The 24,509-nt window shown below is 61.5% G+C and carries 22 protein-coding genes; 9 read left to right on the top strand and 13 right to left on the bottom strand.

Annotation, left to right across the window (positions count from 1 at the left end; genetic code table 11):
• The first annotated feature begins 85 nt into the window (after nucleotides 1-85).
• The gene (locus SFY93_RS17565) at nucleotides 86-634 is read left to right on the top strand and encodes a MarR family winged helix-turn-helix transcriptional regulator (RefSeq protein ID WP_175367079.1); all 549 of its coding nucleotides are present in this window, start codon (nucleotides 86-88) and stop codon (nucleotides 632-634) included.
• A 147-nt stretch (nucleotides 635-781) separates the two neighbouring features.
• Here SFY93_RS17565 and SFY93_RS17560 read toward each other — a convergent pair whose 3' ends face one another.
• The 3 genes from SFY93_RS17560 to SFY93_RS17550 all read right to left on the bottom strand — a co-directional run bounded on the left by SFY93_RS17560 (nucleotide 782) and on the right by SFY93_RS17550 (nucleotide 4,697).
• Nucleotides 782-1,582 (bottom strand): crotonase/enoyl-CoA hydratase family protein, encoded by an 801-nt coding sequence (locus SFY93_RS17560; protein WP_320444013.1) that lies wholly within the window; start codon nucleotides 1,580-1,582, stop codon nucleotides 782-784.
• A 7-nt stretch (nucleotides 1,583-1,589) separates the two neighbouring features.
• Complete coding sequence (locus SFY93_RS17555) at nucleotides 1,590-3,401, bottom strand: AMP-binding protein (RefSeq protein WP_320444012.1); 1,812 nt, start codon at nucleotides 3,399-3,401, stop codon at nucleotides 1,590-1,592.
• Nucleotides 3,402-3,482: 81 nt separating this feature from the next.
• Nucleotides 3,483-4,697, bottom strand: a complete 1,215-nt coding sequence (locus SFY93_RS17550; protein WP_320444011.1) for an ABC transporter substrate-binding protein — start codon at nucleotides 4,695-4,697, stop codon at nucleotides 3,483-3,485.
• A gap of 103 nt (nucleotides 4,698-4,800) precedes the next feature.
• Between SFY93_RS17550 and SFY93_RS17545 the strand changes: the two genes are divergently transcribed.
• Both SFY93_RS17545 and SFY93_RS17540 read left to right on the top strand, forming a co-directional pair.
• On the top strand, nucleotides 4,801-5,310 hold the full coding sequence (locus tag SFY93_RS17545; protein WP_320444010.1) for a MarR family winged helix-turn-helix transcriptional regulator: 510 nt from the start codon (nucleotides 4,801-4,803) through the stop codon (nucleotides 5,308-5,310).
• A gap of 3 nt (nucleotides 5,311-5,313) precedes the next feature.
• Complete coding sequence (locus tag SFY93_RS17540; protein WP_320444009.1) at nucleotides 5,314-5,937, top strand: HAD-IA family hydrolase; 624 nt, start codon at nucleotides 5,314-5,316, stop codon at nucleotides 5,935-5,937.
• Here SFY93_RS17540 and SFY93_RS17535 read toward each other — a convergent pair.
• The 3 genes from SFY93_RS17535 to SFY93_RS17525 form a co-directional block, all read right to left on the bottom strand.
• Entirely contained in the window at nucleotides 5,934-6,659 is a 726-nt protein-coding gene (locus SFY93_RS17535; protein WP_320444008.1) for a CbtA family protein, read from the bottom strand. The two genes, SFY93_RS17540 and SFY93_RS17535, sit on opposite strands and share 4 nt — an antisense overlap.
• A 3-nt stretch (nucleotides 6,660-6,662) precedes the next feature.
• Entirely contained in the window at nucleotides 6,663-6,845 is a 183-nt protein-coding gene (locus SFY93_RS17530) for a CbtB domain-containing protein (protein ID WP_320444007.1), read from the bottom strand.
• Nucleotides 6,846-6,908: 63 nt separating this feature from the next.
• A complete protein-coding gene (locus SFY93_RS17525) occupies nucleotides 6,909-7,193 on the bottom strand; it encodes a hypothetical protein (RefSeq protein WP_320444006.1) in 285 nt (94 codons plus the stop codon).
• Nucleotides 7,194-7,301: 108 nt separating this feature from the next.
• Here SFY93_RS17525 and glp point away from each other — a divergent pair, with 108 nt between their 5' ends.
• From glp to lexA, 4 genes are all read left to right on the top strand, one after another.
• A complete protein-coding gene (gene glp / locus SFY93_RS17520; RefSeq protein ID WP_320444005.1) occupies nucleotides 7,302-8,510 on the top strand; it encodes a molybdopterin molybdotransferase MoeA in 1,209 nt (402 codons plus the stop codon).
• A gap of 155 nt (nucleotides 8,511-8,665) precedes the next feature.
• Nucleotides 8,666-11,023, top strand: a complete 2,358-nt coding sequence (locus tag SFY93_RS17515; RefSeq protein WP_320444004.1) for an Orn/Lys/Arg family decarboxylase — start codon at nucleotides 8,666-8,668, stop codon at nucleotides 11,021-11,023.
• Nucleotides 11,024-11,044: 21 nt separating this feature from the next.
• Complete coding sequence (locus SFY93_RS17510; RefSeq protein WP_256461303.1) at nucleotides 11,045-11,614, top strand: GNAT family N-acetyltransferase; 570 nt, start codon at nucleotides 11,045-11,047, stop codon at nucleotides 11,612-11,614.
• Nucleotides 11,615-11,916: 302 nt separating this feature from the next.
• Nucleotides 11,917-12,639, top strand: a complete 723-nt coding sequence (gene lexA / locus SFY93_RS17505) for a transcriptional repressor LexA (RefSeq protein ID WP_068730850.1) — start codon at nucleotides 11,917-11,919, stop codon at nucleotides 12,637-12,639.
• Nucleotides 12,640-12,657: 18 nt separating this feature from the next.
• Here lexA and SFY93_RS17500 read toward each other — a convergent pair whose 3' ends face one another.
• Together SFY93_RS17500 and SFY93_RS17495 are read right to left on the bottom strand one after the other, a co-directional pair.
• The gene (locus SFY93_RS17500) at nucleotides 12,658-14,940 is read right to left on the bottom strand and encodes a ComEC/Rec2 family competence protein (RefSeq protein ID WP_320444003.1); all 2,283 of its coding nucleotides are present in this window, start codon (nucleotides 14,938-14,940) and stop codon (nucleotides 12,658-12,660) included.
• Between the two features lie 102 nt (nucleotides 14,941-15,042).
• A complete protein-coding gene (locus tag SFY93_RS17495) occupies nucleotides 15,043-16,713 on the bottom strand; it encodes a glutamine--tRNA ligase/YqeY domain fusion protein (RefSeq protein ID WP_320444002.1) in 1,671 nt (556 codons plus the stop codon).
• Nucleotides 16,714-16,912: 199 nt separating this feature from the next.
• Here SFY93_RS17495 and gltX point away from each other — a divergent pair, with 199 nt between their 5' ends.
• Both gltX and gltA read left to right on the top strand, forming a co-directional pair.
• A complete protein-coding gene (gene gltX / locus SFY93_RS17490; protein ID WP_320444001.1) occupies nucleotides 16,913-18,337 on the top strand; it encodes a glutamate--tRNA ligase in 1,425 nt (474 codons plus the stop codon).
• A 154-nt stretch (nucleotides 18,338-18,491) separates the two neighbouring features.
• Nucleotides 18,492-19,796, top strand: a complete 1,305-nt coding sequence (gene gltA, locus SFY93_RS17485; protein WP_089264726.1) for a citrate synthase — start codon at nucleotides 18,492-18,494, stop codon at nucleotides 19,794-19,796.
• Between the two features lie 88 nt (nucleotides 19,797-19,884).
• Here gltA and lpxB read toward each other — a convergent pair whose 3' ends face one another.
• From lpxB to lpxD, 5 genes are all read right to left on the bottom strand, one after another.
• Nucleotides 19,885-21,039, bottom strand: coding sequence for a lipid-A-disaccharide synthase (gene lpxB / locus SFY93_RS17480; protein WP_320444000.1), 1,155 nt, complete (start codon nucleotides 21,037-21,039; stop codon nucleotides 19,885-19,887).
• Nucleotides 21,036-21,917, bottom strand: coding sequence for an LpxI family protein (locus SFY93_RS17475; protein WP_320443999.1), 882 nt, complete (start codon nucleotides 21,915-21,917; stop codon nucleotides 21,036-21,038). Before SFY93_RS17475 ends, lpxB begins: the two co-directional genes overlap by 4 nt.
• A gap of 23 nt (nucleotides 21,918-21,940) precedes the next feature.
• Nucleotides 21,941-22,744 carry an acyl-ACP--UDP-N-acetylglucosamine O-acyltransferase gene (gene lpxA, locus SFY93_RS17470; protein WP_320443998.1) on the bottom strand — a complete coding sequence of 268 codons (804 nt, stop codon included), beginning with the start codon at nucleotides 22,742-22,744 and terminating at the stop codon, nucleotides 21,941-21,943.
• Nucleotides 22,745-22,934: 190 nt separating this feature from the next.
• Nucleotides 22,935-23,414 carry a 3-hydroxyacyl-ACP dehydratase FabZ gene (fabZ, locus tag SFY93_RS17465; protein ID WP_320443997.1) on the bottom strand — a complete coding sequence of 160 codons (480 nt, stop codon included), beginning with the start codon at nucleotides 23,412-23,414 and terminating at the stop codon, nucleotides 22,935-22,937.
• Nucleotides 23,411-24,496: a UDP-3-O-(3-hydroxymyristoyl)glucosamine N-acyltransferase gene (gene lpxD, locus SFY93_RS17460; protein WP_320443996.1), complete on the bottom strand. Its 1,086-nt coding sequence runs from the start codon at nucleotides 24,494-24,496 to the stop codon at nucleotides 23,411-23,413. The genes fabZ and lpxD overlap by 4 nt, the downstream gene beginning before the upstream one ends.
• Nucleotides 24,497-24,509 lie beyond the last annotated feature (13 nt).

Here is a 24,509-nt window from a genome sequence, read left to right as displayed (position 1 = left end):
ATTGTGGCTGCGTGTCTCTATTCCTCAGGACCATGTGATCTCGCCGATTTCGACGACGTCACGCTGGCAGGCAGGATCGTGGTGCATGAGCAAGAATGGATCGGGAAAAACGGTTCGAAAGCCCGCCAAGGCGAAAGTGACAAAGGTCAATGTCAGGACTGTCGCCGCGAAAGCGCCCGCTTCGAAAGGCGGGCAGTTGCTCGATCTCGAGCGCTATGTGCCGGCCTTCATCACCTTCATTGCGAACAAGCTCTCGCGCAACGCAACCGCGCTCTATCAGAAGCGCTTTGGCGTGAATGTCACCGAGTGGCGCATCATGTCGCTGCTGGCCATCGAGCCCGGCATTCCCGCCTCGCGCATCTGCCACGTCATCGGCTTCGACAAGGGACCGGTCAGCCGCACGCTTGCCATGCTGGAAGAGCGCGGCCTGGTCGCCATCAACGCCGACCCGGACGACGCGCGCACCCATTCGATTACGCTGACCACGAAGGGTCGCACGACCCATGACGCCGTCATCGTGACCGCACTGGAACGCGAGCGAAAGCTGCTGTCCTGCCTGGATGAAAGCGAACGCGAAGTGCTGATCGACTTGCTGCGACGCATTCACGGCAATCTCGGCGCGGTAACCGGCTAGGCCACCACGCGTTACTCGCACGTCATCAATCGCTGTCCCGCGCAGGCGGTCCACCATCGTTTCTCTCCCTGCAGGGCCCGGCAGTTGACTGCTCTCGTACGCGCCCTCTTTGGAAAGGCTCTCACATATTGGTTGCCGTGGCAACTACTAACCTGTGTCCGATCCGGCGATCTTCGGAGGAGCAGCAAGCCGCGCGGCCCGTTTTGCAGTAAACGCCTGCAAGCGCTCGGTAGCCTCCGCGCTCGTTTGCGTAAAAGAGGCAACCAGACTTTCAACGAACAGACCGTCATCCTGCGCCATATCCTGAATCCGGGGCAGTGCGTTGGTAATGGCGAAATTGGACAGCGGCGCATTGCTTGCAATCTGCAATGCGAGCTCTCGCGCCTTCGCCATCGCTGTTCCCGGTGGAACGACATAATTCAGCAGATTGAAACGTTCCGCCTCTGTCACATTGAGCACCCGCCCCGTCAGCATTAGATCGGTCATCCGCGCAGCACTCATTAAGCGGGCGATCCGCACGGAGCCGCTGCCGCCGACGAAAATGCCCCGTTGCCCTTCCGGCAATGCGAAAAATGCGCTTTCATCCGCCACCCGGATATGGGTCGACGCAGCGAGTTCGAGACCGCCGCCTACGACAGCGCCATGCAGCGCACAGACGAACGGAATGGCGCCACGTTGAATCTGGTCGAAGACGGCATGCCAACGTCGCGATCCCTGTATGCCTTGAATAGGCGTGCGCGTCGCATGTTCTGCCAAATCAAGCCCTGCGCAAAAATGGTCCCCGTGTCCGAAAATAATTCCGACAAGGGCCTCCGATTGCGCGCGCCGCACCACGGCTTCCAGTTCGTCGATCACCGCGTCACTGATGGCATTGCGTTTGGCTGGACGGTTAAGTCCGATGAACGCGAGATTATTACTCAGGTCGTAGGTCAAGAGTTTGCTTGTCATGAATATCTCAGGGAATCTTGATCGTCTCAGGGTGGCAATCGTCGTAGAGCGCCTCGACAACATCTTGACGGCGCTCGCGGATTAAACGCGCATTCAGCGAACCTTTCTCGGTTATCTCACCGAGATCGAATGACGGAGGTTGCCGCAGGATGATCGCGCGCATGACGCGTTGCGATGCGCCGGTTGCCCCCTCATTGAGCTTGCTCAGTGCAGCCGAGATCCGTGCACGATAATGGGGATCGCCGGGATCATGGCCCTTTGCTCCCACCAACAAGACGCCGACCTCGTCACGGTCCGCCCCGGTTACCACCAGGTCGGTGGCCAGATCAGCCAGGACCTTGAGGGTGCGCAATCTCACCGATGCCGCGTCGACCCATGTTCCCGTCAGCAACTTGAAGTCCTCTGCAATGCGGCCATTAAAGATCAAGCCACGCGCAGCATCGTCTTTGTCAGCGAACTCCAAGGCATCACCAGTGCGAAAAAAACCTTCCTCATCGAATGCGGCAGAGCTGGCGTCATCTGCTTTCCAGTAGCCATCCATGACATTGGGGCCGCGCACGCGCGCTTCGAGTTTGCCTTGATGCGGAATCAGCTTGAGTTCGAGTCCGGGCATCGGAATGCCGATGTTTCCCGGGGCGAGCGCGTGACTATTGATCATGGTGATCGACGGAGCGGTTTCTGTGAGCCCCCAACTCGTCGTCATGGGAATGTTTCGGCCCGAGACTTCCCGGCCGAGTTCGACCAGCTGCTGCCAAAGCGGCGCCGGCAGGCTCGCTCCGGCGTAAAACATGAGCATGAGATCGCCGAAAAAATTGCTGCGTGCCGAAGCATCCGACCGGAGCAGCGGCAACATGGCTTCGTACCCCTTTGGTACATTCCAGTACAATGTCGGTCGAACCTCACGCAGATTGCGCAATGTACGCGCGATCTCGCCCGGCATAGGCCTGCCATCGTCGATATACAGCGCGCCGCCGTATTTCAGCACTGTGTTCATACTGTAGGAACCGCCGAAGACATGGCTCCATGGCAGCCAATCCAGAAGTACCGGTTTGTTACGAGCCATGAACGGCCACATCGTTTCGATCTGCTCCATTGAAGTGCACATCATGCGGTGTGTGGTTGGAACGCCCTTCGGCACGCCGGTCGATCCGGACGTAAACAGTATCTTGGCAATCGTCCGTGAAGGCAGCGACCGAGCACGCGTTATCACGGAACTATCAGGTGATGTCGCAAGCAAATCCGCCAGAGAGACAGCGCCGACCAATGCTTCATGCCCATGGCCGATGACGATCTCACGCCCCCTCATTTCGTCGATCGCCAGTGCGCGCAAAAATGGCTTGGCTTCCGCAGCGAACACCAAACCAGGATCGAGCACCTGCAGGATTTTACGGAGTTTACCGAGGTCGCCACTCATCGTGGAATAGGCCACGGACAATGGCGTGTAAGGAACACCCGCAATCATGGCTGCCAGTCCCATGATCTGATGTTCGATGCTGTTACCAGACAAGATCAAGATCGGCCGGTCTGCACTTAATCTCCTCATAGCCAATGCAGATGCTAGCCGCACGGCTAGGTCATACGCCTGGCCATAACTAAGACGTCGCCACCCCTCCACGCCGGCATACCGTTCCGCCAGGAACAACTGGTTTGGCTGCATCTCTGCCCAGTACCGAAGATAGTTGTGAACCAGATCATCGGACGCGACAAAAGCGGTCTTGGTACGCAGGATCACGGCGAAATCGGAACGTCGCTCAACACACACAGCGACATCGAGAAATTCGATTTCAGATGGCGATTTGCTCGCTACGGCGGACGGCATCGATGAGTCCTTTCTGAACATGAACCAGAAACTGATCGGCCTTTGCGGTCGATCCAGTGCATACGCGGTTCGATCGATGCCTCACTTGACTAACGGGCAGCCACCGTCCTTTTCGGATCGGAACGCATCCTCTCCCCGTATAGTCGCGACAACCTTGAGCAAATCCCATTTCGAGGTGGAGTCCTCAGGCTTCTTCGCCTCCAGCAGATACAGAGGGTGAATCTTGCGGCCGTCGGCGCGGATATACCCCTTCTTGAAGAGCTTATCGTCCGTCGGCATCGCTTTCATCGCGGCGACCACGGCCCTTCCGTCCGTTGCGCTGCCGACCTTGTCTACGCCTTTCAGATAGTGGATCACCGACGCGTAGACGCCCGCTTGCATATCGTTGGGATAGTTCTTCTGCGGATGACGTTCGGCATAGCGGGCCGCAAAGGCGCGGGTGTCATCATCCAGATCCCAGTAGAACGGATTCATGATCTGGGCGCCCTGCGCGGCCTGCAACGTTAGGGCCGGTAACCCGTTCATACCAAGGATAAGACCAACCAGTTTTTGCTTCTTTGTGAGCCCGAATTCCGCCGCCTGTTTCATCAGTGTGATCGTGTCGTCCCCCGCATTTGCGATGCCGACGATATCCGCGCCCGACGATTGGGCCTGCAACAGGAATGAAGCGTAATCTGCCGTGCCAAGTGGATGGCGCACGGTACCTACAACTTCTCCGCCGGACGCCTTGACGGCTTCAGCGGCCTGTTTCTCAAGATCATGGCCGAACGCATAATCCGCGGTGATGAAGAACCACTTCTTGCCACCCTGGGCGACCACCGATCGGCCCAATCCGCGGCCATATGCATATGTGTCGTAGGTCCAATGAACGGTGTTGGGCGTACACTTTTCGCCAGTCAGCAACGCGGTGCCGGCCCCCGATCCGACGAAGACCTTGTTCTTCTGCTCACTCATATTCGCGACAGCAAGCGCGATTGCAGAATTCGGGAGATCGAAGATCGCATCGACGTTTTCGTTCTCGTGCCAGCGACGGGCAATAGAGACGCCGATGTCCGGTTTGTTCTGATGGTCTGCGGCAACCACCTCAACGATCTTCCCGCCCGCTTTGCCTCCGTAGTCCTCCACGGCCATCTGAGCCGCAATGACCGAGCCAATCCCTTGATAAGTCGCAAAGACACCGGTCTGGTCGTTGAGAACTCCCAGTCGGACGCGGTCCTGCCCGTGTGCGGTTGTGATGAACAATGATGCAGCAATAGCGGCGAGCGCCGATATTGGCCGGTAAAAACCGTAGCCCATGTGACCTCCCTATGTTTTACACCCTGATTGGCAATCTTTTTGCTGCCCGAATTGCTTATAATTTATAAGCATATTTCAAAGAGTCAATCGACGGGACGTTTGGATGAAAAAAACAACTCAAGAAGCAAAGAGGATCATCTCCCGACCGGTAGACAGCGCCATTGGCGCCAAACTGAACCTGACTGCGCTGCAGCAAACGCCTGGGTTCATGATCAGAATTCTGCAGATCCAGATATTCGAGGAATTCTTTGCGTATTTCGCGCCGGTGGGATTCTCTCCGGCCGAACACTCGGTGCTCATCACCGTTCGTGACAATCCGCTGGTCAACCAGAGCGTCATCGCCGACGCCCTGCGAATCCAGTTGCCAAACCTCGTGAAAATCCTGTCGAAGCTTGAGGCCGACGGTTTTCTCGAACGCAGTCGATCGACAAAAGACAAGCGTGCCGTGGAGCTGTCACTTACCGCGAAAGGACAAGTCGCAGCGCGTCAAACATCGAAGATGGCGGATGCTTTCAATACCCTCACCCTCTCTGCGCTCAGCACGCAAGAACAGAAACAGTTTGTGGAAATGTTAAGCCGGCTCGTCAATGCGCGTACGGCGTTAAAAGGGTAACCGATGCCTTCCCTCTCTCGCTTCTCCGCAGACGCCCTGCTGTTTGATCTTGGCCGCGTCGTGCTGGATATCGATTTCACGCGCGTGCTGAAGGTCTGGTCGGACTACGCGCAGTGCACACCGGACGACATCGTGAGCCGGTTTGCGCGCGGCGACGTCTATATGCGACACGAGCGCGGCGAGATTTCCGACGACGCATTCTTTGCGCATCTGCACGACACGCTCGGTATCGATCTGACGCCGGCACAATTTCTCGAAGGCTGGAATGCGATCTTCGTCGGGGAGATGCCGGGCATCGCCGAACTCCTCGCGCATGCCTCGAAACGCTGGCCGCTCTACGCGTTCTCAAACACCAATGTCGCGCATGTCACGCATTTCTCGGAACACCATGCCGATCTGCTCAGTCACTTCCGAACGGTGTTTCTGTCGTCCTCGATCGGACTTCGCAAGCCCGATGCAAAATCCTATGAGCACGTCATCGCGGAAATCGGCATCCCAGCCGACCGCATCGTGTTCTTCGACGATCTTGCCGATAATATCGAGGCCGCCCGTGCTTGCGGGTTGCAGGCGGTGCATGTGACCTCGCCGACTTCCGTCGCCGAGGCGCTCAAGGCACTCGGGCTTTAGGTCCGCGAGATGCGCTGGAAGGCGATGCTTGTGAGGACGCCGAGCAGTGCCCAGAACAGCAGGCTGGTCAGGACCGCCGCAACGACGAAACTGTGCGACAGCGCTTCGGGGACATCCGTATGGCCAGCCGGCGCTAGCGGTGCGCCGATCAGGTGCGGCAGGACGATCAGGCCAAGGCCGAGAATGGCGGCCCATGACGCCTTGCGGAAGACCAGCAGGCCGAGCCCCGCCGCAGTGGCGCAGGCAGTGCCGATCCACCAGGTCTGGCGCAGTGTGAGGTCGGCGACAGGCATTCCCGGTAATTCCGGCGGCAGGCCGAGGCCGGGCGCCGCCGTGAAGACAACGAAACCGCCGAGGCCCCAGAACAGCCCTTCCCGCCAACCCACGGCCCGGCCGCGCAGCGCGAAGATGCCGGCCAGCAGCAACGCGAAGCCGATGGCCGTCAGGATATTGGCGCCCGTAGTAAAGGCATTGCGTTGCAAGCCCTCGGCGGGCTCCCATTCGGCCTCATGGCTATGGGCGGCGGCGCCATGGTCGTGCGCATGGGCGGGCTGCGCGGCAGCCGCCGGCGCAACAGCAGCCGGAGCTTCCGCCTTGCGCTCATAAACTTCGCTTTTCTGGATCAGGGGAATGGTCCCGACCATCTGGGCGCCGGTGATGGCAGCGCCAGTGATCACGCCAGCCAGCGCTGCCGAGAAGACGATCGACCTGAAGACGGACATGTCTCAGTGGCAGGGGAATGCGTTGGCGTGGCGCGTGTCATGGGCCGCATTGTGGACGGCGCTGATATGCGAGAAGCCGACCACACCGACGATAAACAGACCGAGCGTCATGGCCAGAACGGCCTGCACGACGACATTGACGTCAGTGGTGACGGCGGAGATCTGGGCGGTCTGGGTCTGTTGCATCGGAATCCTCGCGAAATAGACGGCCAATTTAGCCGAGTTGCACCGGCGGCGCGACCGTTAATTTTACATCGCGCGGGCGAGATCGCGGCTGGTCAGATGAAAATTCGCATCTGCCGCCACCGGCGCACGCACCAGCTTGGCGCCGGCCGCCGCCTGGAACACTTCTCTGTGGTCGCGGAAATAGGCCGCGCATTCCTCCGGCGACGGGTAACGCCGGAGCAGCGTCCGGAACGCATGACGGTGCACCATGCACAGCCCGCAATGGCCGGACGGCCGGAATGCCAGCGTATCGACATCCTCCCGCCAGACAGGCGCTTCATCGTCGGTTGCGGCGTGGTTGTCGGTCATGATCGCCGATGTCTACCGTGTTTCCCTGCCCTGCCAAAGCGCCGGTGGTTTTGCGTCCGCTCCCGCTCTCCGCTATGACGGGCGCCCACACTGCCGGAGATCCCCGCGATGGCCCTGATGCCGGTTACCGATGCCATGGCCGCGATTCTCGCGGGCGCCGATGCGCTGCCTGAGGAGATGGTGCCGCTAGAAGACGCGTTCCACCGCGTGCTCGCCCGCGACATCGCTTCGCTGCGCACACAGCCACCGGAGCCCATGTCAGCGATGGACGGCTATGCGGTGCGCGCTGCCGATGCGACGTTGGGCGCCAAGCTCCGCGTCATCGGCGAGATCGCCGCAGGCAAGCCGTTCGACCGCCCGCTGCAGACCGGCGAAGCCCTGCGAATCTTCACCGGCGGCGTGCTGCCCGCTGGCGCCGACGCCGTGGTAATCCAGGAAGATACTACGCGCGATAGCGATATCGTTGGGATCAACGAGGCCGCGATTTCCGGCAAGCATATCCGCCCGGCCGGCGTCGATTTCAATGAAGGCGATGTGCTGCTGCGCGCCGGCACCCGCCTCACCGACCGCGATCTGGCGCTTGCCGCCGGCATGAACCATCCGTCACTACCCGTGCGGCGACGGCCGGTCGTTGCCGTGCTCGCCACCGGCGACGAACTGGTAATGCCCGGTGCGGTCCCCGGCCCCGGCCAGATCGTGCTCTCCAATGGCTTCGCGCTGCGTGCGCTGGCGCGTGCCGAAGGCGCCGAGGTGATCGATCTCGGTATCGCCGTCGATACGCTGGAGGCGACCACATCAGCCATTCAGCGCGCGATCGACCTGAAGGCCGACGTGCTGATCACCACCGGCGGTGCGTCGGTCGGCGACCACGACCTCGTGCAGCAATCCCTGATCAATGCCGGCGTCGAGATGGCGTTCTGGCGCATCGCCATGCGGCCGGGCAAGCCAATGATGCACGGACGCCGGCAGAGCATGCGGGTCATCGGCCTGCCCGGCAATCCCGTCTCGTCCTATGTCTGCGGCTTCCTGTTCATGGTGCCGCTGCTGCGCGCGCTGTCCGGTCGAAACGAGGTCGCTCACGCGCTCGAACCCGCGGTGCTCGGCCGCGACCTCGCCGCCAACGACCAGCGCGAGGATTACCTGCGCACTCGTCTGGAAACCCGTGGCGACGGCACCGTGGTGGCGACACCAGTGATGAAACAGGACTCGTCGCTGCTGGGAAATCTGGCTGTTGCCGAAGGACTTCTGATCCGCAAGCCATTCGCGCCGGCCGCGGCTGCCGGTGATCCATGCGCCATCATACGACTGCCAACCTAGCGGCCCCCCTCACAGAACGCCCCCGCGTTCAGAACTCCCACCTTGCGGCATGTTCCCAAACCTTTTTTCTGACTGAGATACCTTAACGCGGCTTCAGTCACTGAATTGTCACGTAACGCAGCGAGACATCGCAGCGAAACAAGATCGGTGCACAAATGGACTATTTCAAACGCTTCAATTTCCTGTTTGCGATGCCAACATTCGACGCCGACGATCTCGAGGGCATTCGCCTCAATCAGATCGTCGATGAGATCGAGCGGTCCGGCTTCGAGGTCGTCAAGGCGCGCAAGCTCGAAGACGCAACGATCGCGGTCCAGACCGACGCGGCGATCGGCTGCATGGTGGTCGACTGGGGCAAGAAGGGCCTCGAAGGCAAGACCGCGGCACTGATCAACCTGATGCGCAAACGGGGCCTCGATTTCCCCATCATCCTGCTGATCCGTCGCAAGCGGTTCGAAGACGTCCCGGTCGAGGTGCTCGATTTCATCGACGGCTATGTCTTCCTGTCGGAGGAAACACCGCCGTTCATCGCCAAGAATCTCATCAGCCGGTTGAAGCAATATGCCGAGACGCTGAAGACGCCGTTCTTCGGCGCTTTGGTCGACTATGCCGAGGAAGGCAACCAGCTCTGGACCTGCCCGGGCCACAATGGCGGCGTGTTCTACAGCCGCAGCCCGATCGGCCGCGTGTTCATGGAACATCTCGGCGAAGCCGTGTTTCGCGACGACCTCGACAATTCGGTGCTCGATCTCGGCGATCTGCTGACTCATGAGGGCCCTGCTTTGCAGGCGCAGAAGGAAGCCGCGCAGATTTTTGGCGCGGAGAAGACCTACTTCGTGCTCAACGGCACCTCGACCTCCAACAAGGTCGCGCTATCGGCTCTGGTCACCGATGGTGACCTCGTGCTGTTCGACCGCAACAACCACAAGGCGGCCTTGCACGGCGCATTGATGATCTCAGGCGGTGTGCCGATCTATGTGCCAACGACGCGCAATCCCTGGGGCCTGATCGGCCCGATGAACTGGGATGCGCTCGACGAGGACGCGCTGCGCGAGCGCATCCGTATCAATCCGCTGGTCACGGATCCCGAGGCCTGGAAGCGTCCACGCCCGTTCCGCGTCGCCGTGGTCGAACAGTGCACCTATGACGGCACCATCTACAGCGCCGAGATGATCATCGCGCGTATCGGCCATCTCTGCGATTACATCCTGTTCGACGAAGCCTGGGCGGGCTTCATGAAATTCCACCCGCTCTATGCCGGCCGGTTCGCCATGGGACTCAAGGACCTCGGCCCGGATTCGCCGGGTATCATCGCGACGCAGTCGACCCACAAGCAGCTCGCGAGCTTCTCGCAGGCGTCGCAGATCCACATGAAGGATCGTCATATCCGCGGCCAGAAACGCCGCGTCGAGCATCGGCGCTTCAACGAAAGCTTCATGCAGCACGCCTCGACCTCGCCGTTCTATCCGCTGTTCGCATCATTGGATGTCGGCGCGCAGATGATGAAGGGCCGCTCCGGCGAAGTGTTGTGGGACGATACGATCCGCCTCGGCATCGAACTGCGCAAGAAGATGCGCGCCGTCCGCCGCGAATTCGAGGAGAAGGAAACCCGCGCCGAGCGTCGCTGGTTCTTCGAACCCTTCGTGCCCGAGCGCGTCGCGATTCCCGACGCAGCCAGCGAAGGCGCCGTTCACAATGTGCCCTGGGAAAGCATCGGCACTGACCAGCTGGCCACCAATCCGGCTTATTGGCAGCTCGCACCTGACGCCGCCTGGCATGGCTTCCCCGGCATGGAAGCCGGTTTCACCATGACCGATCCCAACAAGCTGACGGTGCTGACACCCGGCTTCGATCGCACCACCGGCGGCTATGCGGAACACGGCATCCCTGCTCCGGTGGTGGCGCAGTTCCTGCGCGAAAACCGCATCGTGCCGGAGAAGAACGATCTCAACTCGCTGCTCTTCCTGCTGACACCCGGCGTGGAAGCCAGCAAGGCCGGCACGCTGATATCGGGCCTCGTCGCCTTCAAGAAGCTTCATGACGACAACGCCCTGCTCGAAGACGTCATCCCGGAATTCGCACGGCGCAGGCCCGCGCGTTACGCGGGCATACGCCTGCGGGATCTATGCGGCGACATGCACCGGTTCTTCCGCGAGGCCAATGTGAGCGAACTTCAGACCAGGCAATTCTCCGCTGACCATCTGCCGGAGATTGCCATGTCACCCCATGATGCCGCGCGCTGTCTGGTGCGCAACGACGTCGATTACCTCCCGATCGATGAGATCTTCGGGCGCGTCGCGACGACGCCGTTCGTGGTCTACCCGCCCGGCATCGCCACGATCGTCCCCGGAGAACGGCTCACCGAACGGTCAAAGCCGATGATCGATTATCTCAGGATGTTCGAGACCTGCTTCAACACCTTCCCGGGCTTCGACGTCGAAATCCAGGGCATCTACCGCAAGGTCGACGCCAATGGCCGGATCCGACTTTACACTTACGTGGTCTCCGAATAGGGAGCACGTAAGGAGCCTGATTTGCCAACGGAACTCGAACAGCCGGTCGTCATCCGACCATCACGCGACACCGACGTCGATGCCATGCTGGCGATCTATCGCCGGCACATCCGGCAAGGCGTCGAGGAAGGCGTCAGCGACGCCGACACGCCGCAGCCCGACGATCTCAGAGACCGGCGCAAGAACCTGCGCAGCAAACGGTTCCCGCATCTCGTCGCCACGCAAGGCGGCGAGGTCGTCGGCTATGCCTATGTGGTGCTGTTCCGCAAGCGACCGGCCTATCGCTACACGGTCAAGCATTCGATCTATATCCACCACGGACATGTCGGCCGGGGCATCGGCCGGCTGTTGATGCGCGAGTTGATCGATGTCTGCGCGGCGGCCGGCTTCCGGCAGATCATCGGCTATATCGATGCCGACAACACGGCCTCGCTCGGCTTGCATGAGAGCTTCGGCTTTGCCCGCGTCGGCTTGCTGCCCGGCGTCGCCTATCGCTCCGGCCGCTGGGCCGACACGATCATGGTTCAGCGCTCGCTGGCGACCGGCTCCACGACTCCGCCGCCGCCCATTGGGCGCGTGACGTCCGCGTAGCCCAAGCGACCGCGGAAGCATTTTCCATGTCCGTCGAGGATCGACGACTGGTGAGGAACAGCCTCCTCAAACCTCGCTCAACGTGCGTTCTGTTGACGGCAAATTAAGCATTGCAGAACACATATGGAACATATAGTGTTCGTTCATGATTTGTTTCGAGATTCTGTGGCTTTGAGTAGTTTGAGAGTGCCCGAACTCGCGCAACCGATCTTCGAACGATCGTCTCTGGATTGAGGCTCACCGTTCGAAGGCCCTTTGAAACGCACGCGGCGGCCGACACCGTCAACTGAGGATGGCTTCAGATGCTCACGCGCAAACAATACGAACTCCTGCGATTCATCGATCAACGGCTGAAGGAAGCCGGCGTCCCACCGTCCTTCGACGAGATGAAGGATGCGCTCGACCTGCGCTCGAAGTCCGGCATCCATCGTCTGATCACGGCGCTGGAAGAACGCGGCTTCATACGCCGTCTGCCCAACCGCGCCCGTGCCATCGAAGTCATCAAGCTGCCAGAGCTCGGCGCGCCGGTCACCGGCGGCACCGGGCGCCGCGGCTTCACGCCCAGCGTCATCGAAGGCACGCTTGGCAAGGTGCGTTCGGCCGCCAGCATCGCCAGCAACAGCGGTGATGATGACAATGGCCGCACGGTTGCTATCCCGGTCATGGGCCGGATCGCGGCCGGTACGCCGATCGAGGCGCTGCAGACCCGTAGCCACACCATCAGCATGCCCGCCGACATGCTCGGTTCCGGCGAACATTACGCGCTCGAAGTGCGCGGCGATTCCATGCAGGACGCCGGCATTCTCGACGGCGACACCGTGCTGATCCAGCGCAACGAGAGCGCCGACACCGGCGACATCGTGGTGGCCCTGATCGACGACGAGGAAGCCACGTTGAAGCGCTTCCGCCGCCGCGGCGCGTCGATCGCGCTGGAGCCTGCGAATGACGCCTACGAGGTCCGTATCCTGCCACCCAACCGGGTGCGCATTCAGGGCAAGCTGATCGGCCTGTATCGCCGCTACTGAGATTTGCGCCTCGGCGGATTACTGATCTTCGGGTTGAAGATCGGTTTCCGCCGGCGTCGCATCCACCGGCCGGTTTTGCGGTGGACGACTGTTCTGGATCAGATCTTGCTGGGGCTCATCGGGAATTGCGCGCGACCACGGACGGTCCAGGCCCCGTGGCCGCACGGCATCGATGGTAAAGCCGTTTGCGGTTCGCTGCAGGCTCACCGCACCATTTCGTTGCAAGCGATCCTGATCGATCACCAGCGCCCTGCAATCCCTCGGCGATTGTCTCGTCGTGACGATCAGCGCCGCTTTCTCGCAATCATCTGTGAAGGCGTCCGGCTGTAAAACCAGCGCCACCAAAGCGCCATCGGCCAGCGGCGTGATGCATCCGTCGCGGTCGCAGGACACACCGTGGCTGACGGAGGCATCGGTCGGCAGACGCGCATCGGCATCGCCGGCGAGCCACTCTTTCAGCAGAAATGTATCCTTGGCGCTGCGCATCACGTGGAGATGCCCGTCCCTGCTCCGCACCGCGACACTGTGACCATCACCCGAGATCAGGACATCCGGCTGCTTCACCAGCAACGCCCAGACAATCGAGAGCACCAGCACGCCAGCCCCCGCGAAGCGCAACGGCGTGCGCAGCAATCCGAGCACGATGATGCCGATACTGGCTGATATCAGCGGTCCGATGCCAAAGGCCGGCATCCGGCCGATGGCGCCGGGCAAGGCTGCCACCCATTGCGTGACCACAATCATCCACTGGATGCCGACATCCATCAGCCGCCAGAACACACCGTCAAAGCCGAACGGCATGGCCACCAAACCGAGAATGCCCGCCGGCATCACCAGCGCCGAGACCACCGGCATCGCCAGGAGATTGGCGACAACGCCATAAGGCGTGACGCGATGGAAATGAAACGCGGCATAGGGCGTGGTGGCGAGGCCCGCGACCAGCGAAGCCAGTACGAGCATCGCGATCTCGCGTCCGCCCCATAGCGCCACGCGCGCGGTCGCGGAATGATCGGGCGAGGCAAACAGCGCGGGCATGCCTATCTGCACCAATGCGACCAGCCCCAGCGTCGCCGCGAATGACATCTGAAAACTCGGATGCACCAACGCTTCCGGCGCCACGATCAGCACAACCATTGCTGCCACCGCCAGGGTGCGGAACGTCACCGCCCGGCGATCGACCATGACTGCAATCAGCACGACGGCCGTCATGAAAAACGATCTCTGCGTCGCGACTTCAGCACCTGACAACAGCAGGTAGAACAGTGCTGCGAATAACGCCGCAGCCGCTGCGACTTTCTTGATCGGGAATGTCACCGTCAGGACAGGGATCAGTGCCAGCAGTGCGCGTATCGCAAAGAACACCACGCCGGCGACAACGGCCATGTGATAGCCGGAGATCGACAACACATGACCGAGGCCGGAGATGAACATCGCATCATTGACGTCAGCCGAAATCGCATCGCGGCGACCTGTGAGCAGTGCCGTGGCAATGGCGCGACTATCGCCCGAGAGCACGGTGCGGATCCGCGCGTCGATGGCGTCGCGTAGCCCCTGCATGGTCGCCGAATAGCGTAACGCCACACTCGGCTGTATCGGCGGGTCGACCGCCTTGATGCCGCCCATCACAAAACCGGACGCGCCGATCCCTTGAAAGTACAGATCGCGGCCGAAGTCGTAGCTACCCGGCCGGAGCGGCGACAGCGGCGGCTGCAGCCTTGCCTTCAATTCGACGAAGCTGCCGACGGCAGGCGCCGTGCCCTTCTTCACCGACAGCCGCACACGGGTCAGCTTCGGTGCGGCGCGCGGGCTGTCCATCGTGGCAACGCGGAGCACGAAGCGATCCGTGCGCTCCCGTTCCTCGTGAGTTTCGACGAAGCCGGTAATCGCGACGGAATAGAGCGGCTTCGCCAGAACCTCATGAGCCACACGCGCGGTTTTCATGGCAGCCATCGCGAAGCCCGCCGCGATGGCCGCAATGAGCAAGATCAAGGGAAACCATCGCTGCCGCCGCAGCAAAAACGCAGCCACGCAAAGAAGGCCTGCCGTCGCAGCGGCAACCCAGGCCACCGGCTCATGCTCAGCGGCAAAATACAGCGCGATGCCGGTCCCGAAAGCGATCGGCACCCAAGGCAGCAAGCGACCGGGACCAGCTTCGGCCCACACCCACGTCCAGAGCGTCTCGAAGCCCGACGTTGATGACGTCGGTGACGGGAGAGCGACGCCTGCCGTGGCCGGCGGCGGCCATGTGGTCGCCGTGCCGGATCGGCCCCGCCGCTGTTGCTGATCCCCGCTCCGCGCCATCGAACGCCCGCACGCCACGCTCGCCCGTCCGAATGCTATCGGAAGGGCAAGCGGCGACTAGCGGAACGGATGCAGAATACGAAAACTAATCCCTGGGGTTGCTCAAGCGAGCTTGGCGTAGCTATCGCGCAGACCGACGGTACGGTTGAAGACCAGCTTGCCCGGCGCTGAATCCTTGTCGCGACAGAAATAACCCTGGCGCTCGAACTGCACGACATCGCTTGTGTTGTCGCTCGCCAGCGCCGGCTCAAGCATGGCGCCGGTCAGCGTCTCCAGCGAGTCCGGATTGAGCTGCGATGCGAACTCGGTCGCATTGGGCTGCGGATCGGCGAACAGCTGATTGTAGACGCGCACTTCCGCCTGCACGGCATCTGCAGCGCTCACCCAATGGATCGTCGCCTTGACCTTGCGGCCGTCCGGCGCATTGCCGCCCCGGGTTTCCGGATCATAGGTGCAGCGCAGTTCGACCACCTCGCCGGCAGCGTTCTTGATCACGTCCTTGCAGGTGATGAAATAGCCGTAACGCAAACGGACCTCGCGGCCTGGCGCCATGCGGAAGAATTTCTTCGGCGGCTCTTCCATGAAGTCGTCATGCTCGATGTAGAGCTCGCGGCCGAACGGGATCTGCCGCGTGCCCAGCACTTCATCATCGGGATGATTGACCGCTTCGAGCTGTTCGGTCTGACCTTCGGGATAGTTCTCGATCACCACCTTGAGCGGCTTCAGCACAGCCATGCGGCGCTGTGCCGTGCGGTTCAGTGTCTCGCGCACGGCGAAGTCGAACATCGAGATATCAACGGTCGAATTGGCCTTGGCAACGCCGATGCGCTTGACGAACTCGCGCAGCGCTTCAGCGGGAATGCCGCGGCGCTGCAGGCCGGCGAGCGTCGGCATCCGTGGATCGTCCCAGCCGGTGACATGGCCACCGCGGACGAGTTCGGTCAGCACGCGCTTCGACAGCAGCGTGTAGGTCATGTTGAGGCGCGCGAATTCATACTGATGCGGCCGCGACGGCACCGGCAGGTTTTCCAGGCACCAGTCGTAAAGCGGCCGGTGATCCTCGAATTCGAGCGTGCAGATCGAATGCGTCACGTGTTCGATGGCATCCGACTGACCGTGCGCGAAGTCGTAGCTCGGATAGATGCTCCAGGCGGTGCCCGTGCGCGGATGATGCGCATGCAGGATGCGATAGATCACGGGATCGCGCAGGTTGATGTTGCCCGACGACATGTCGATCTTGGCGCGCAGCACGCGGGCGCCGTTCGGGAATTCGCCGGCACGCATCCGCGCGAACAGATCGAGGTTCTCATCAACCGAACGGTCGCGGAACGGGCTGTTCTGGCCGGGCTCCGTCAGGGTGCCACGCTTAAAGCGGATTTCTTCCTGCGACTGGTCATCGACATAGGCCTTGCCGGCGCGGATCAGGTGTACCGCCCAGTCATAGAGCTGCTCGAAATAGTCCGAGGCGTAATGCAGGTTGCCCTCGCCCCAGTCGAAGCCGAGCCAGCGGACGTCGCGCTGGATGGCGTCGATATATTCCTGCTCTTCCTTGGTCGGATTGGTGTCGTCGAAACGCAGGTTGCAGTGGCCGCCGAATTCCTCGGCAACGCCGAAATTCAGGCAGATCGACTTGGCATGGCCGAGATGCAGGTAGCCGTTGGGCTCCGGCGGAAAGCGCGTCACCACGCTCTTGTGCTTACCGGATTGCAGGTCCGCCGCAACGATGTCGCGGATGAAGTCACGGCCTGCGTCGGATACCGATTCGTCTGTCATTTGCTGCCTTTCAAGCTGCGCCCTATGTGCCAAATCCGGAAGGCCGCGCCAAGGCCGGATCAGGGGCCGGGTCCCGCGAAAGGGCCTTTTCCGATGCGGTTCCGACCCCAAATCCGCGTTTATTCGCCGTGAGACAGCGCCCTGTCGTTGTGATAAACGCCCGCCAACACTCACACCGAACTCGATCGAACCCGCTGATATGACCGCTCCCGTCGTTACCCGTTTCGCCCCCTCGCCGACCGGCTTCCTCCACATCGGCGGTGGACGCACCGCGCTGTTTAACTGGCTCTATGCCAAGAAGACCGGCGGCAAGATGCTGCTGCGGATCGAGGATACGGATCGCGAGCGTTCAACGGATGCCGCGATCGACGCCATTATCGACGGGTTGAAGTGGCTGGGCATCGAATGGGACGGCGACACCGTCTTCCAGTTTGCCCGTGCCGGCCGGCACCGCGAAGTCGCCGAACAGCTGCTGGCCGAGGGCAAGGCCTATTACTGCTATGCCAGCGCCGAGGAACTGCAGCAGATGCGCGAGACCGCCCGCGCCGAGGGCAAGTCCAAGCTCTATAACGGGCTGTGGCGCGACCGTGATCCGTCGGATCCGCGCCCCGACGTCAAACCGACGATCCGCCTGAAGGCGCCGCTCACCGGCGAGACCGTGATCGAGGATCAAGTACAGGGCCGTGTAGTCTGGCAGAACGAAAATCTCGACGACCTCGTGCTGCTGCGTGGCGACGGCAATCCGACCTACATGCTGGCGGTGGTGGTGGACGACCATGACATGGGCGTGACGCACGTGATCCGCGGCGACGACCATCTGATCAACGCCGCGCGCCAGAAGCAGATCTACGACGCGCTCGGCTGGACCGTGCCCAGCATGTCGCATATTCCGCTGATCCATGGGCCTGATGGTTCGAAACTGTCGAAGCGCCACGGTGCGCTCGGCGTCGAAGCCTATCGCGCGCTGGGATATGTGCCGGCCGCTCTACGGAATTACCTGGTGCGGCTCGGCTGGAGCCATGGCGATCAGGAAATCTTCTCGACCCAGGAGATGATCGACGCCTTCGACCTGTCGGGGATCGGCCGCTCCGCCGCGCGCTTCGATTTCGCCAAGCTCGAAAATCTCAACGGTCACTACATCCGCCACACCGACGATCAATCCCTCGTGACCATGTTCGAGGACGTGCTGAATTACGTGCCCGGCGGCGCCGAACTGAAGGCGAAGCTCAACGACACCACGCGCGCCCAGCTGTTGCGCGCCATGCCCGGCCTGAAGGAACGCGCCAAGACGCTGATCGAACTGATCGACGGCGCCAACTTCATCTTTGCCGATCGCCCACTGGTGATGGAGCCGAAGGCGCAGGCCGCGCTGACGCCGGAAACCCGTCTGCTGATCGGCAAGTTGCGCACGGCACTGGAAGCCGTCACCGACTGGACCGCAGCAAATGCCGAAGCCGCTACCCGCGCCTTTGCCGAGGAAGCTGGCATCAAGCTTGGCGGGGTTGCGCAACCGCTTCGCGTGGCGCTGACCGGCAAGACCACATCGCCCGGCATTTTCGATGTTCTGGCGGTATTGGGACGGCAGGAATGCCTGGACCGGCTCGCCGATCAGGCATCTATTTAGCATAGCTGTAGGCTGCTTTTGCCCGCCTTGCAGCGCACACAGCAATACGCTACGCATTCTGGCGAATGCTCTGGAATTCCCGGCTAGCCTCCCCATTTCTCCTGAAATGTCGGTGGCTTGCCGGCCCCTCAACGATCTCATCGGGGACCACGCGATGGACGCAAAAACCAATACCAAATCCGCAACGCTGACAGTCGACGGCAAGAGCTTCGAACTGCCGATCCACAGCGGGACCGTCGGCCCTGATGTCATCGACATCGGCAAGCTCTACGCCCAGTCCGGGATGTTCACCTACGATCCCGGCTTCACGTCGACGGGCAGCTGCCAGTCCAAGATCACCTATATCGATGGCGATGCCGGTATCCTCGAATACCGCGGCTACCCCATCGAGCAGCTCGCCGAGAAGGGGGACTTCCTCGAGACCTGCTATCTGCTGCTGTACGGGGAACTCCCGACCAAGGCGCAGAAGGCAAAATTCGACGCATTGGTCACGAACCACACCATGGTTCACGACCAGATGAGCCGCTTTTTCCAGGGCTTCCGCCGCGACGCGCATCCGATGGCCGTGATGGTCGCGTCGGTTGGCGCCCTCGCCGCTTTCTACCACGACTCAACTGATATCAACGATCCGAAGCAGCGCGACATCGCGTCGATCCGCATGATCGCCAAGATCCCGACGCTCGCGGCGATGGCCTACAAGTACACGATCGGTCAGCCCTTCGTGTATCCGACCAACTCGCTCGATTTCGCGGCGAACTTCATGAAGATGTGCTTCGCCGTGCCGTGCGAGGAGTACAAGGTCAATCCGGTGCTCGCCAAAGCGCTGGACAAGATCTTCACGCTGCACGCTGACCATGAGCAGAACGCATCGACCTCAACGGTCCGCATCGCCGGTTCGTCGGGCGCCAATCCGTTCGCCTGCATCGCCGCCGGCATCGCCTGCCTGTGGGGACCGGCGCATGGCGGTGCCAACGAAGCCGCATTGCAGATGCTCGCCGAGATCGGCACCGTCGACAAGATTCCGGAATTCATCGCCAAGGTGAAGGACAAGAATTCCAGCGTCCGCCTGATGGGCTTCGGTCACCGCGTCTATAAGAACTACGATCCGCGCGCCAAGCTGATGCAGCAGGCCTGCCACGAGGTTCTCAAGGAAACCGGTCACGGTGGCGACGAGATGCTCGCCGTTGCGATGGAGCTCGAGAAGATCGCGCTGTCGGATCAGTACTTCATCGACCGCAAGCTGTACCCGAATGTCGATTTCTATTCGGGTATCACGCTGAAGGCGATGGGCTTCCCGACCTCGATGTTCACCGTGCTGTTCGCGGTTGCCCGCACCGTCGGCTGGATCAGCCAGTGGAGCGAGATGATCGGCGATCCGCAGCAGAAGATCGGCCGTCCGCGCCAGCTCTACACGGGTGCTGCCCGCCGCGACTACGTGGATATCGCCAAGCGCGCCTAAGACGTCGTTTCGCAGAGTGCGAAAATCAATACGGCGGATCGCAAGATCCGCCGTTTTTGTTTCGCTGCAATCTCTTGAATTGAGGCCTTCAACTCTTCCGCATCGTGGCCAGCACGACATTGGCCGCACCGACGCTGGGCGACGCCTCGCCGGTCGCCATGATCCCGTCGAGCCGCGCCAGCGCTTCGACCTGACGCCGCCGCATCGGCGTGTCTGCCAGCACCTCTTGCAACGACGCCGCGAGCTTCTCCGGCGTGCAGTCTTCCTGGATGAACTCCGGAATGACGTTCTCGCCGATCACCAGATTGGCGAGGATCACCGACGATGATGTGATGCGGCGGCGGATGATCCAGGCCTCGACACTGCCGGCCTTGTAGGCTGTGACCATCGGCACGCCTGACAATGCAAGCTCCAATGTCACCGTCCCCGACTTGGCAAAGGCCGCATGCGCGATGCGGAACGCGGCGCGCTTCTCTGTTTCGCCCACAACGATCCGCGGCTGCACTGGCCACGCCTTGAGCGCTTCGGCGATGACCTCGACGAGATGCGGCATGGTCGGCAGGATCAGTTCGAATCGTGTGCCCCGCTTTTGCAGCAGATCGAGCGTGGCACCAAAGGTCGCCATGTGATGGCGGATCTCGCTGCGACGGCTACCGGGCAGCACCAGCAGCACCGGCGGCTTCGTTTCGCGACGCGCCTGCTCGTCCGCATTGGGACGCAGCGCATCGATCTGCTCGATCAGGGGATGACCGACATAGGTGCATGGCGGTCCGCCGAGCCGCTGATGGGCCTCCGGCTCGAACGGCAGCAGCGCCAGCACATGGTCGACATAAGCGCGCATCGCCTTCGCGCGCCCCGGCCGCCACGCCCACACCGTTGGCGACACATAGTTGACGACGGGAATGGAGGGATCGCGCTGGCGCACACGCTTGGCGACGCGATGGGTGAAGTCCGGGCTGTCGATGATGACCAGCACGTCGGGTCTGGCCCGCAAGATGTCCTCGGTCGCGCGCGTGATGAGCTTCAGGATCGACGGCAACTTCCGTAGGACGGCGGCAAGGCCGATGATGGAAAGCTCTTCGATAGGAAATAGTGACTGCAGACCTTCACGTGCCATCGACGAACCACCAACGCCTTCAAAGCGCACATCGTCGCCGAGCCGCTGGCGCAGCACCTTCATCAGCGCTGAGCCGAGACGGTCGCCGGATTCTTCTGTGGCGATGAGATAGATCGTCTTCGTCACGTCGGCAGTCCCGTCACGAAAAGACCTGCGGCATCGGCAGCGACAATCATCTGCTGCGGTTCGGCGACGATCGTATTGCCTGCGACGATGGCGATGCCGGCGAGCTTCGCAGCCGCAGCGCGCTCTATGGTCCGCGGCCCCAATGTCGGCAGATCGAAACGCAGATCCTGACCGCTCTTCGGTGCCTTCACCAGTACACCCCGCCCTGCCTTGGCGCGAATACGTCCCTGCTCACGCAGAAGCGCCACGCGGGCCAGCAATCCATCGGTACCTTCGATATCCTCGATCCCGACCACATGGCCGTCGATCACCACGGTCGCCTGGCCGATATCGAACGGGCTCAAGGCGCGCAGGACGTCGCGCCCACGCGCGATATCGGCTTCAGCATCTTGATCCGGTACGGCACGTGTTACGCTACCCGCCGGCATCAGCACATCGGACGCGACGTCCTTGATCCCCAGCAGACGAAAACCTTCATGCTCGAACAGGCGGCTGATACTCGTCAGCAAGTGATCGTCACCGCCGCGAAACGCGCGAAACACTTTCGGCATCACGCGAAGCGTTGCCCAGTCCAGCCTGATCTCGGAGATTGCCGGCCGCACAAGCGTGCCGATGAACGTGAGATCCCGGCAATTTTCGCTGCGCATCAGCTTCAGCAAACGGCCAAACTGGCCGATGGGAATCCAGTGGTGCTGAAATCGCGCCACCAGCGCCGGATCGCAGAAGCCCTTCAGCGCGAACACGACAGGCTTGATGCCACGTGCCTGCAGCGAGTCCGCGACGGCGAAGGGCAGCGAGCCGCCGCCGGCAATAATGCCAAACGGCGAGCCAATCGACGGATGTACTTGCGGGTGCTGTATTTGAGCCTGGTCAGTCATGCTTCGTCCCGCGATACCCGAATTCAGGAACTGCTCTTGCTATCCTCGGGCAGGCACAGCGCGCGATGTTTGGCGCCGGCAATGAATGTCAGGATTTCTGCAATCGCCGGATCGTCATTCGCCAAGGGCTGCACGCGCTCGAGCCGCTCGGCGAAGACGCCCGCGCCATGGAACAGCTTTTGATAGAACGAGCGCACGGCGGCGACGCGCTCCTTGGTGAACTTGCGGCGCTTCATGCCGATGATGTTGAGGCCTTCCAGCGCCGCATACTGGCCATTCACGAGCCCGAATGGGATGATATCGCCGCGCACACCGCAAATGCCGCCGACCATAACCTGCGAGCCGATGCGGGTGAACTGGTGTACGGCCGACAGCCCGCCCATGAAAACGAAATCGCCGATCTCGCAATGACCGCCAAGCGTCGCCGAGGTCGCGAAGATCACGTCATTGCCGACGTGGCAATCATGGCCGACATGGGCGCAGTTCATGAAGTAACCGCGATCGCCCACCGACGTGATGCCACCGCCGGCGACAGTACCGGCATTCATGGTCACGGACTCGCGGATGGTACAGCCATTGCCGATGGTCAGCCGGGTCAGTTCGCCTTTGTAGCTGAGCGACTGCGGAGGCGTGCCTAATGAGGCGAACGGATAGATCGTGCAATTCTCGCCGATGGTCGTCTGCGCCGTCACGTTGATATGTGACAGCAGCTTCGTGCCTGCACCGATCGTGACATGCGGTCCGATGATGCAGAAGGGTCCGATCTCGGCGCCCTCGCCAATGACAGCACCATCCTCGATCCGCGCCGTCGGGTCGATCTTGCTCATCGAAACAGTCCAATCCCAGCCATCAAGTTGCCTACAAATATCTAGGTTTTTCCGTTGGTTAACGCGGGTTCCCCAGCCTGTCCAGTGACGTCTGATTGCGATCTGTTACGACACGTCTCGTACCATGACTTACAAACGCATGATGCCACCGAGGTCTTCGATGGCATCATCGCGTACAGGTAGGTGCCAATCAGTCTGTCAGCATCGCGCCGACATCGGCCTCGGCAACGGTGACGCCATTCACCTTGGCGTCGCCGTGGAACCACCACATGGCTTTCTTCTTGCCGATCAGATGCAGGTGATACTCGATGGTATCGCCTGGCATCACCGGCTTGCGGAATTTGCACTTGTCGATGGTGAGGAAATACACGGCGCGCGGCTTTGCCGTCCCTTCAACCGACGCGATGCCGATCACGCCGGCGGTCTGCGCCATGCCTTCGATCATCAGCACGCCAGGATAGACCGGACGATCCGGGAAATGTCCCAGGAAAGCCGGCTCGTTGATGGTAACGTTCTTGATACCAATGCCGCTGAAATCCTTGCGGATATTCACGACGCGATCGATCAGCAGGAATGGGTAGCGATGCGGCAGGGTCTTGAGGATGGTGTTGATATCAACCGCTTCAATGACAATCGGTGACTCGGCACCGCTTACTGTATCCTGGGTCATTCCCGCCCCTCGTCTTTCGTATCCTGCGTCGTCGCATCCGTTCCCGGCATGCTCTCGCGGGCGAGTTTCTCAACCGCGAGGATCTCGCGGAACCATTGCTTGGTCGGCCGGGCAAAGATGCCACCCCACCGCGCGCGCGGCGGAATGCTGTCTTTCACTCCGGCCATTGCCGCGACCTGCGCGCCATCGCCAATCGTAATGTGATTGTTGAGGCCCACCATGGCGCCCAGCGCGACGTTGTCGCCGATGGTCAGGCTGCCTGCAAGGCCACATTTCGCAGCGATCACACAGTGCCGTCCAATTGTCACATTGTGGCCGATCTGGACCTGATTGTCGATTTTGGTCCCCTCGCCAATCACGGTATCGCGCAGGCTGCCGCGGTCGATAGTGGTGCCGGCGCCGATCTCGACGTCGTTCTGGATCAGGACACGGCCGGTCTGCGGCACCTTGATGTGCTTGTCCCGGCCGAACACGAAGCCGAAGCCGTCTTGGCCGAACTTGCAGCCGGGATGAACGAGTACGTTGTTGCCGATCAGTGTGAACTGCAGCGCGCTGCCGGCGCCGATATTGCAGTCGCGTCCGATCTTGACCCCGGCGGCGATCACCGCGCCAGAACCGATGATGGTGCCGGAACCGATCTCCACATCCGGGCCGATCACGGCCAGCGGATCCACCGTAACGTCATCCTCGAGCTGAGCAGAGGGATGGATGACGGCGGATGCGGCGATGCCAGTAATGTCAAAGCCGGAGACCGGACGCAGCGTGTCCGCGTGCAGTTCGCGCGCCAATTCCACGAAGGCAGCAAATGGCCGTTTGGCGCGCAGCACCGTTACGTGAGCCGGAATATCGCCCTTGAAGCTCTCGCTCACCAGGCAGGCACCGGCCTTGGTGTGGGTGAGCTGGTCGATGTAGCGAAGATTTTCGAAGAAGGTCAGGTGATGGGGGCCCGCCTCGTCGAGCGAGGCTACGCCAGTCACGACCTGGTCGGCCCGCGTCGGGTCGACCAGTCGTGCCTTCGTTGACGCGGCTATTTCAGCCAGCGTCAACGACGGCGATTGCTTGAAGAACGTCGGCAGAACCATTCCACCCGTCGCG

The organism is Tardiphaga sp. 42S5 (assembly GCF_034044155.1).
Lineage (GTDB): Bacteria > Pseudomonadota > Alphaproteobacteria > Rhizobiales > Xanthobacteraceae > Tardiphaga > Tardiphaga robiniae.
This window is presented reverse-complemented; position numbering and strand designations above follow the sequence as displayed.

Excerpts from the sequence above, each read along its gene's own strand:
- lpxA (WP_320443998.1), bottom strand. The coding sequence starts at position 22,744 with ATGAGCAAGATCGACCCGACGGCGCGGATCGAGGATGGTGCTGTCATT.
- SFY93_RS17535 (WP_320444008.1), bottom strand. The coding sequence starts at position 6,659 with ATGTCCGTCTTCAGGTCGATCGTCTTCTCGGCAGCGCTGGCTGGCGTG.
- SFY93_RS17555 (WP_320444012.1), bottom strand. The coding sequence starts at position 3,401 with ATGCCGTCCGCCGTAGCGAGCAAATCGCCATCTGAAATCGAATTTCTC.
- lpxD (WP_320443996.1), bottom strand. The coding sequence starts at position 24,496 with ATGGTTCTGCCGACGTTCTTCAAGCAATCGCCGTCGTTGACGCTGGCT.
- SFY93_RS17560 (WP_320444013.1), bottom strand. The coding sequence starts at position 1,582 with ATGACAAGCAAACTCTTGACCTACGACCTGAGTAATAATCTCGCGTTC.
- SFY93_RS17530 (WP_320444007.1), bottom strand. The coding sequence starts at position 6,845 with ATGCAACAGACCCAGACCGCCCAGATCTCCGCCGTCACCACTGACGTC.
- gltA (WP_089264726.1), top strand. The coding sequence starts at position 18,492 with ATGGACGCAAAAACCAATACCAAATCCGCAACGCTGACAGTCGACGGC.
- SFY93_RS17550 (WP_320444011.1), bottom strand. The coding sequence starts at position 4,697 with ATGGGCTACGGTTTTTACCGGCCAATATCGGCGCTCGCCGCTATTGCT.
- SFY93_RS17525 (WP_320444006.1), bottom strand. The coding sequence starts at position 7,193 with ATGACCGACAACCACGCCGCAACCGACGATGAAGCGCCTGTCTGGCGG.
- SFY93_RS17500 (WP_320444003.1), bottom strand. The coding sequence starts at position 14,940 with ATGGCGCGGAGCGGGGATCAGCAACAGCGGCGGGGCCGATCCGGCACG.
- SFY93_RS17475 (WP_320443999.1), bottom strand. The coding sequence starts at position 21,917 with ATGACTGACCAGGCTCAAATACAGCACCCGCAAGTACATCCGTCGATT.
- lexA (WP_068730850.1), top strand. The coding sequence starts at position 11,917 with ATGCTCACGCGCAAACAATACGAACTCCTGCGATTCATCGATCAACGG.
- SFY93_RS17540 (WP_320444009.1), top strand. The coding sequence starts at position 5,314 with ATGCCTTCCCTCTCTCGCTTCTCCGCAGACGCCCTGCTGTTTGATCTT.
- fabZ (WP_320443997.1), bottom strand. The coding sequence starts at position 23,414 with ATGACCCAGGATACAGTAAGCGGTGCCGAGTCACCGATTGTCATTGAA.
- SFY93_RS17545 (WP_320444010.1), top strand. The coding sequence starts at position 4,801 with ATGAAAAAAACAACTCAAGAAGCAAAGAGGATCATCTCCCGACCGGTA.
- SFY93_RS17565 (WP_175367079.1), top strand. The coding sequence starts at position 86 with ATGAGCAAGAATGGATCGGGAAAAACGGTTCGAAAGCCCGCCAAGGCG.
- gltX (WP_320444001.1), top strand. The coding sequence starts at position 16,913 with ATGACCGCTCCCGTCGTTACCCGTTTCGCCCCCTCGCCGACCGGCTTC.
- SFY93_RS17495 (WP_320444002.1), bottom strand. The coding sequence starts at position 16,713 with ATGACAGACGAATCGGTATCCGACGCAGGCCGTGACTTCATCCGCGAC.
- SFY93_RS17515 (WP_320444004.1), top strand. The coding sequence starts at position 8,666 with ATGGACTATTTCAAACGCTTCAATTTCCTGTTTGCGATGCCAACATTC.
- glp (WP_320444005.1), top strand. The coding sequence starts at position 7,302 with ATGGCCCTGATGCCGGTTACCGATGCCATGGCCGCGATTCTCGCGGGC.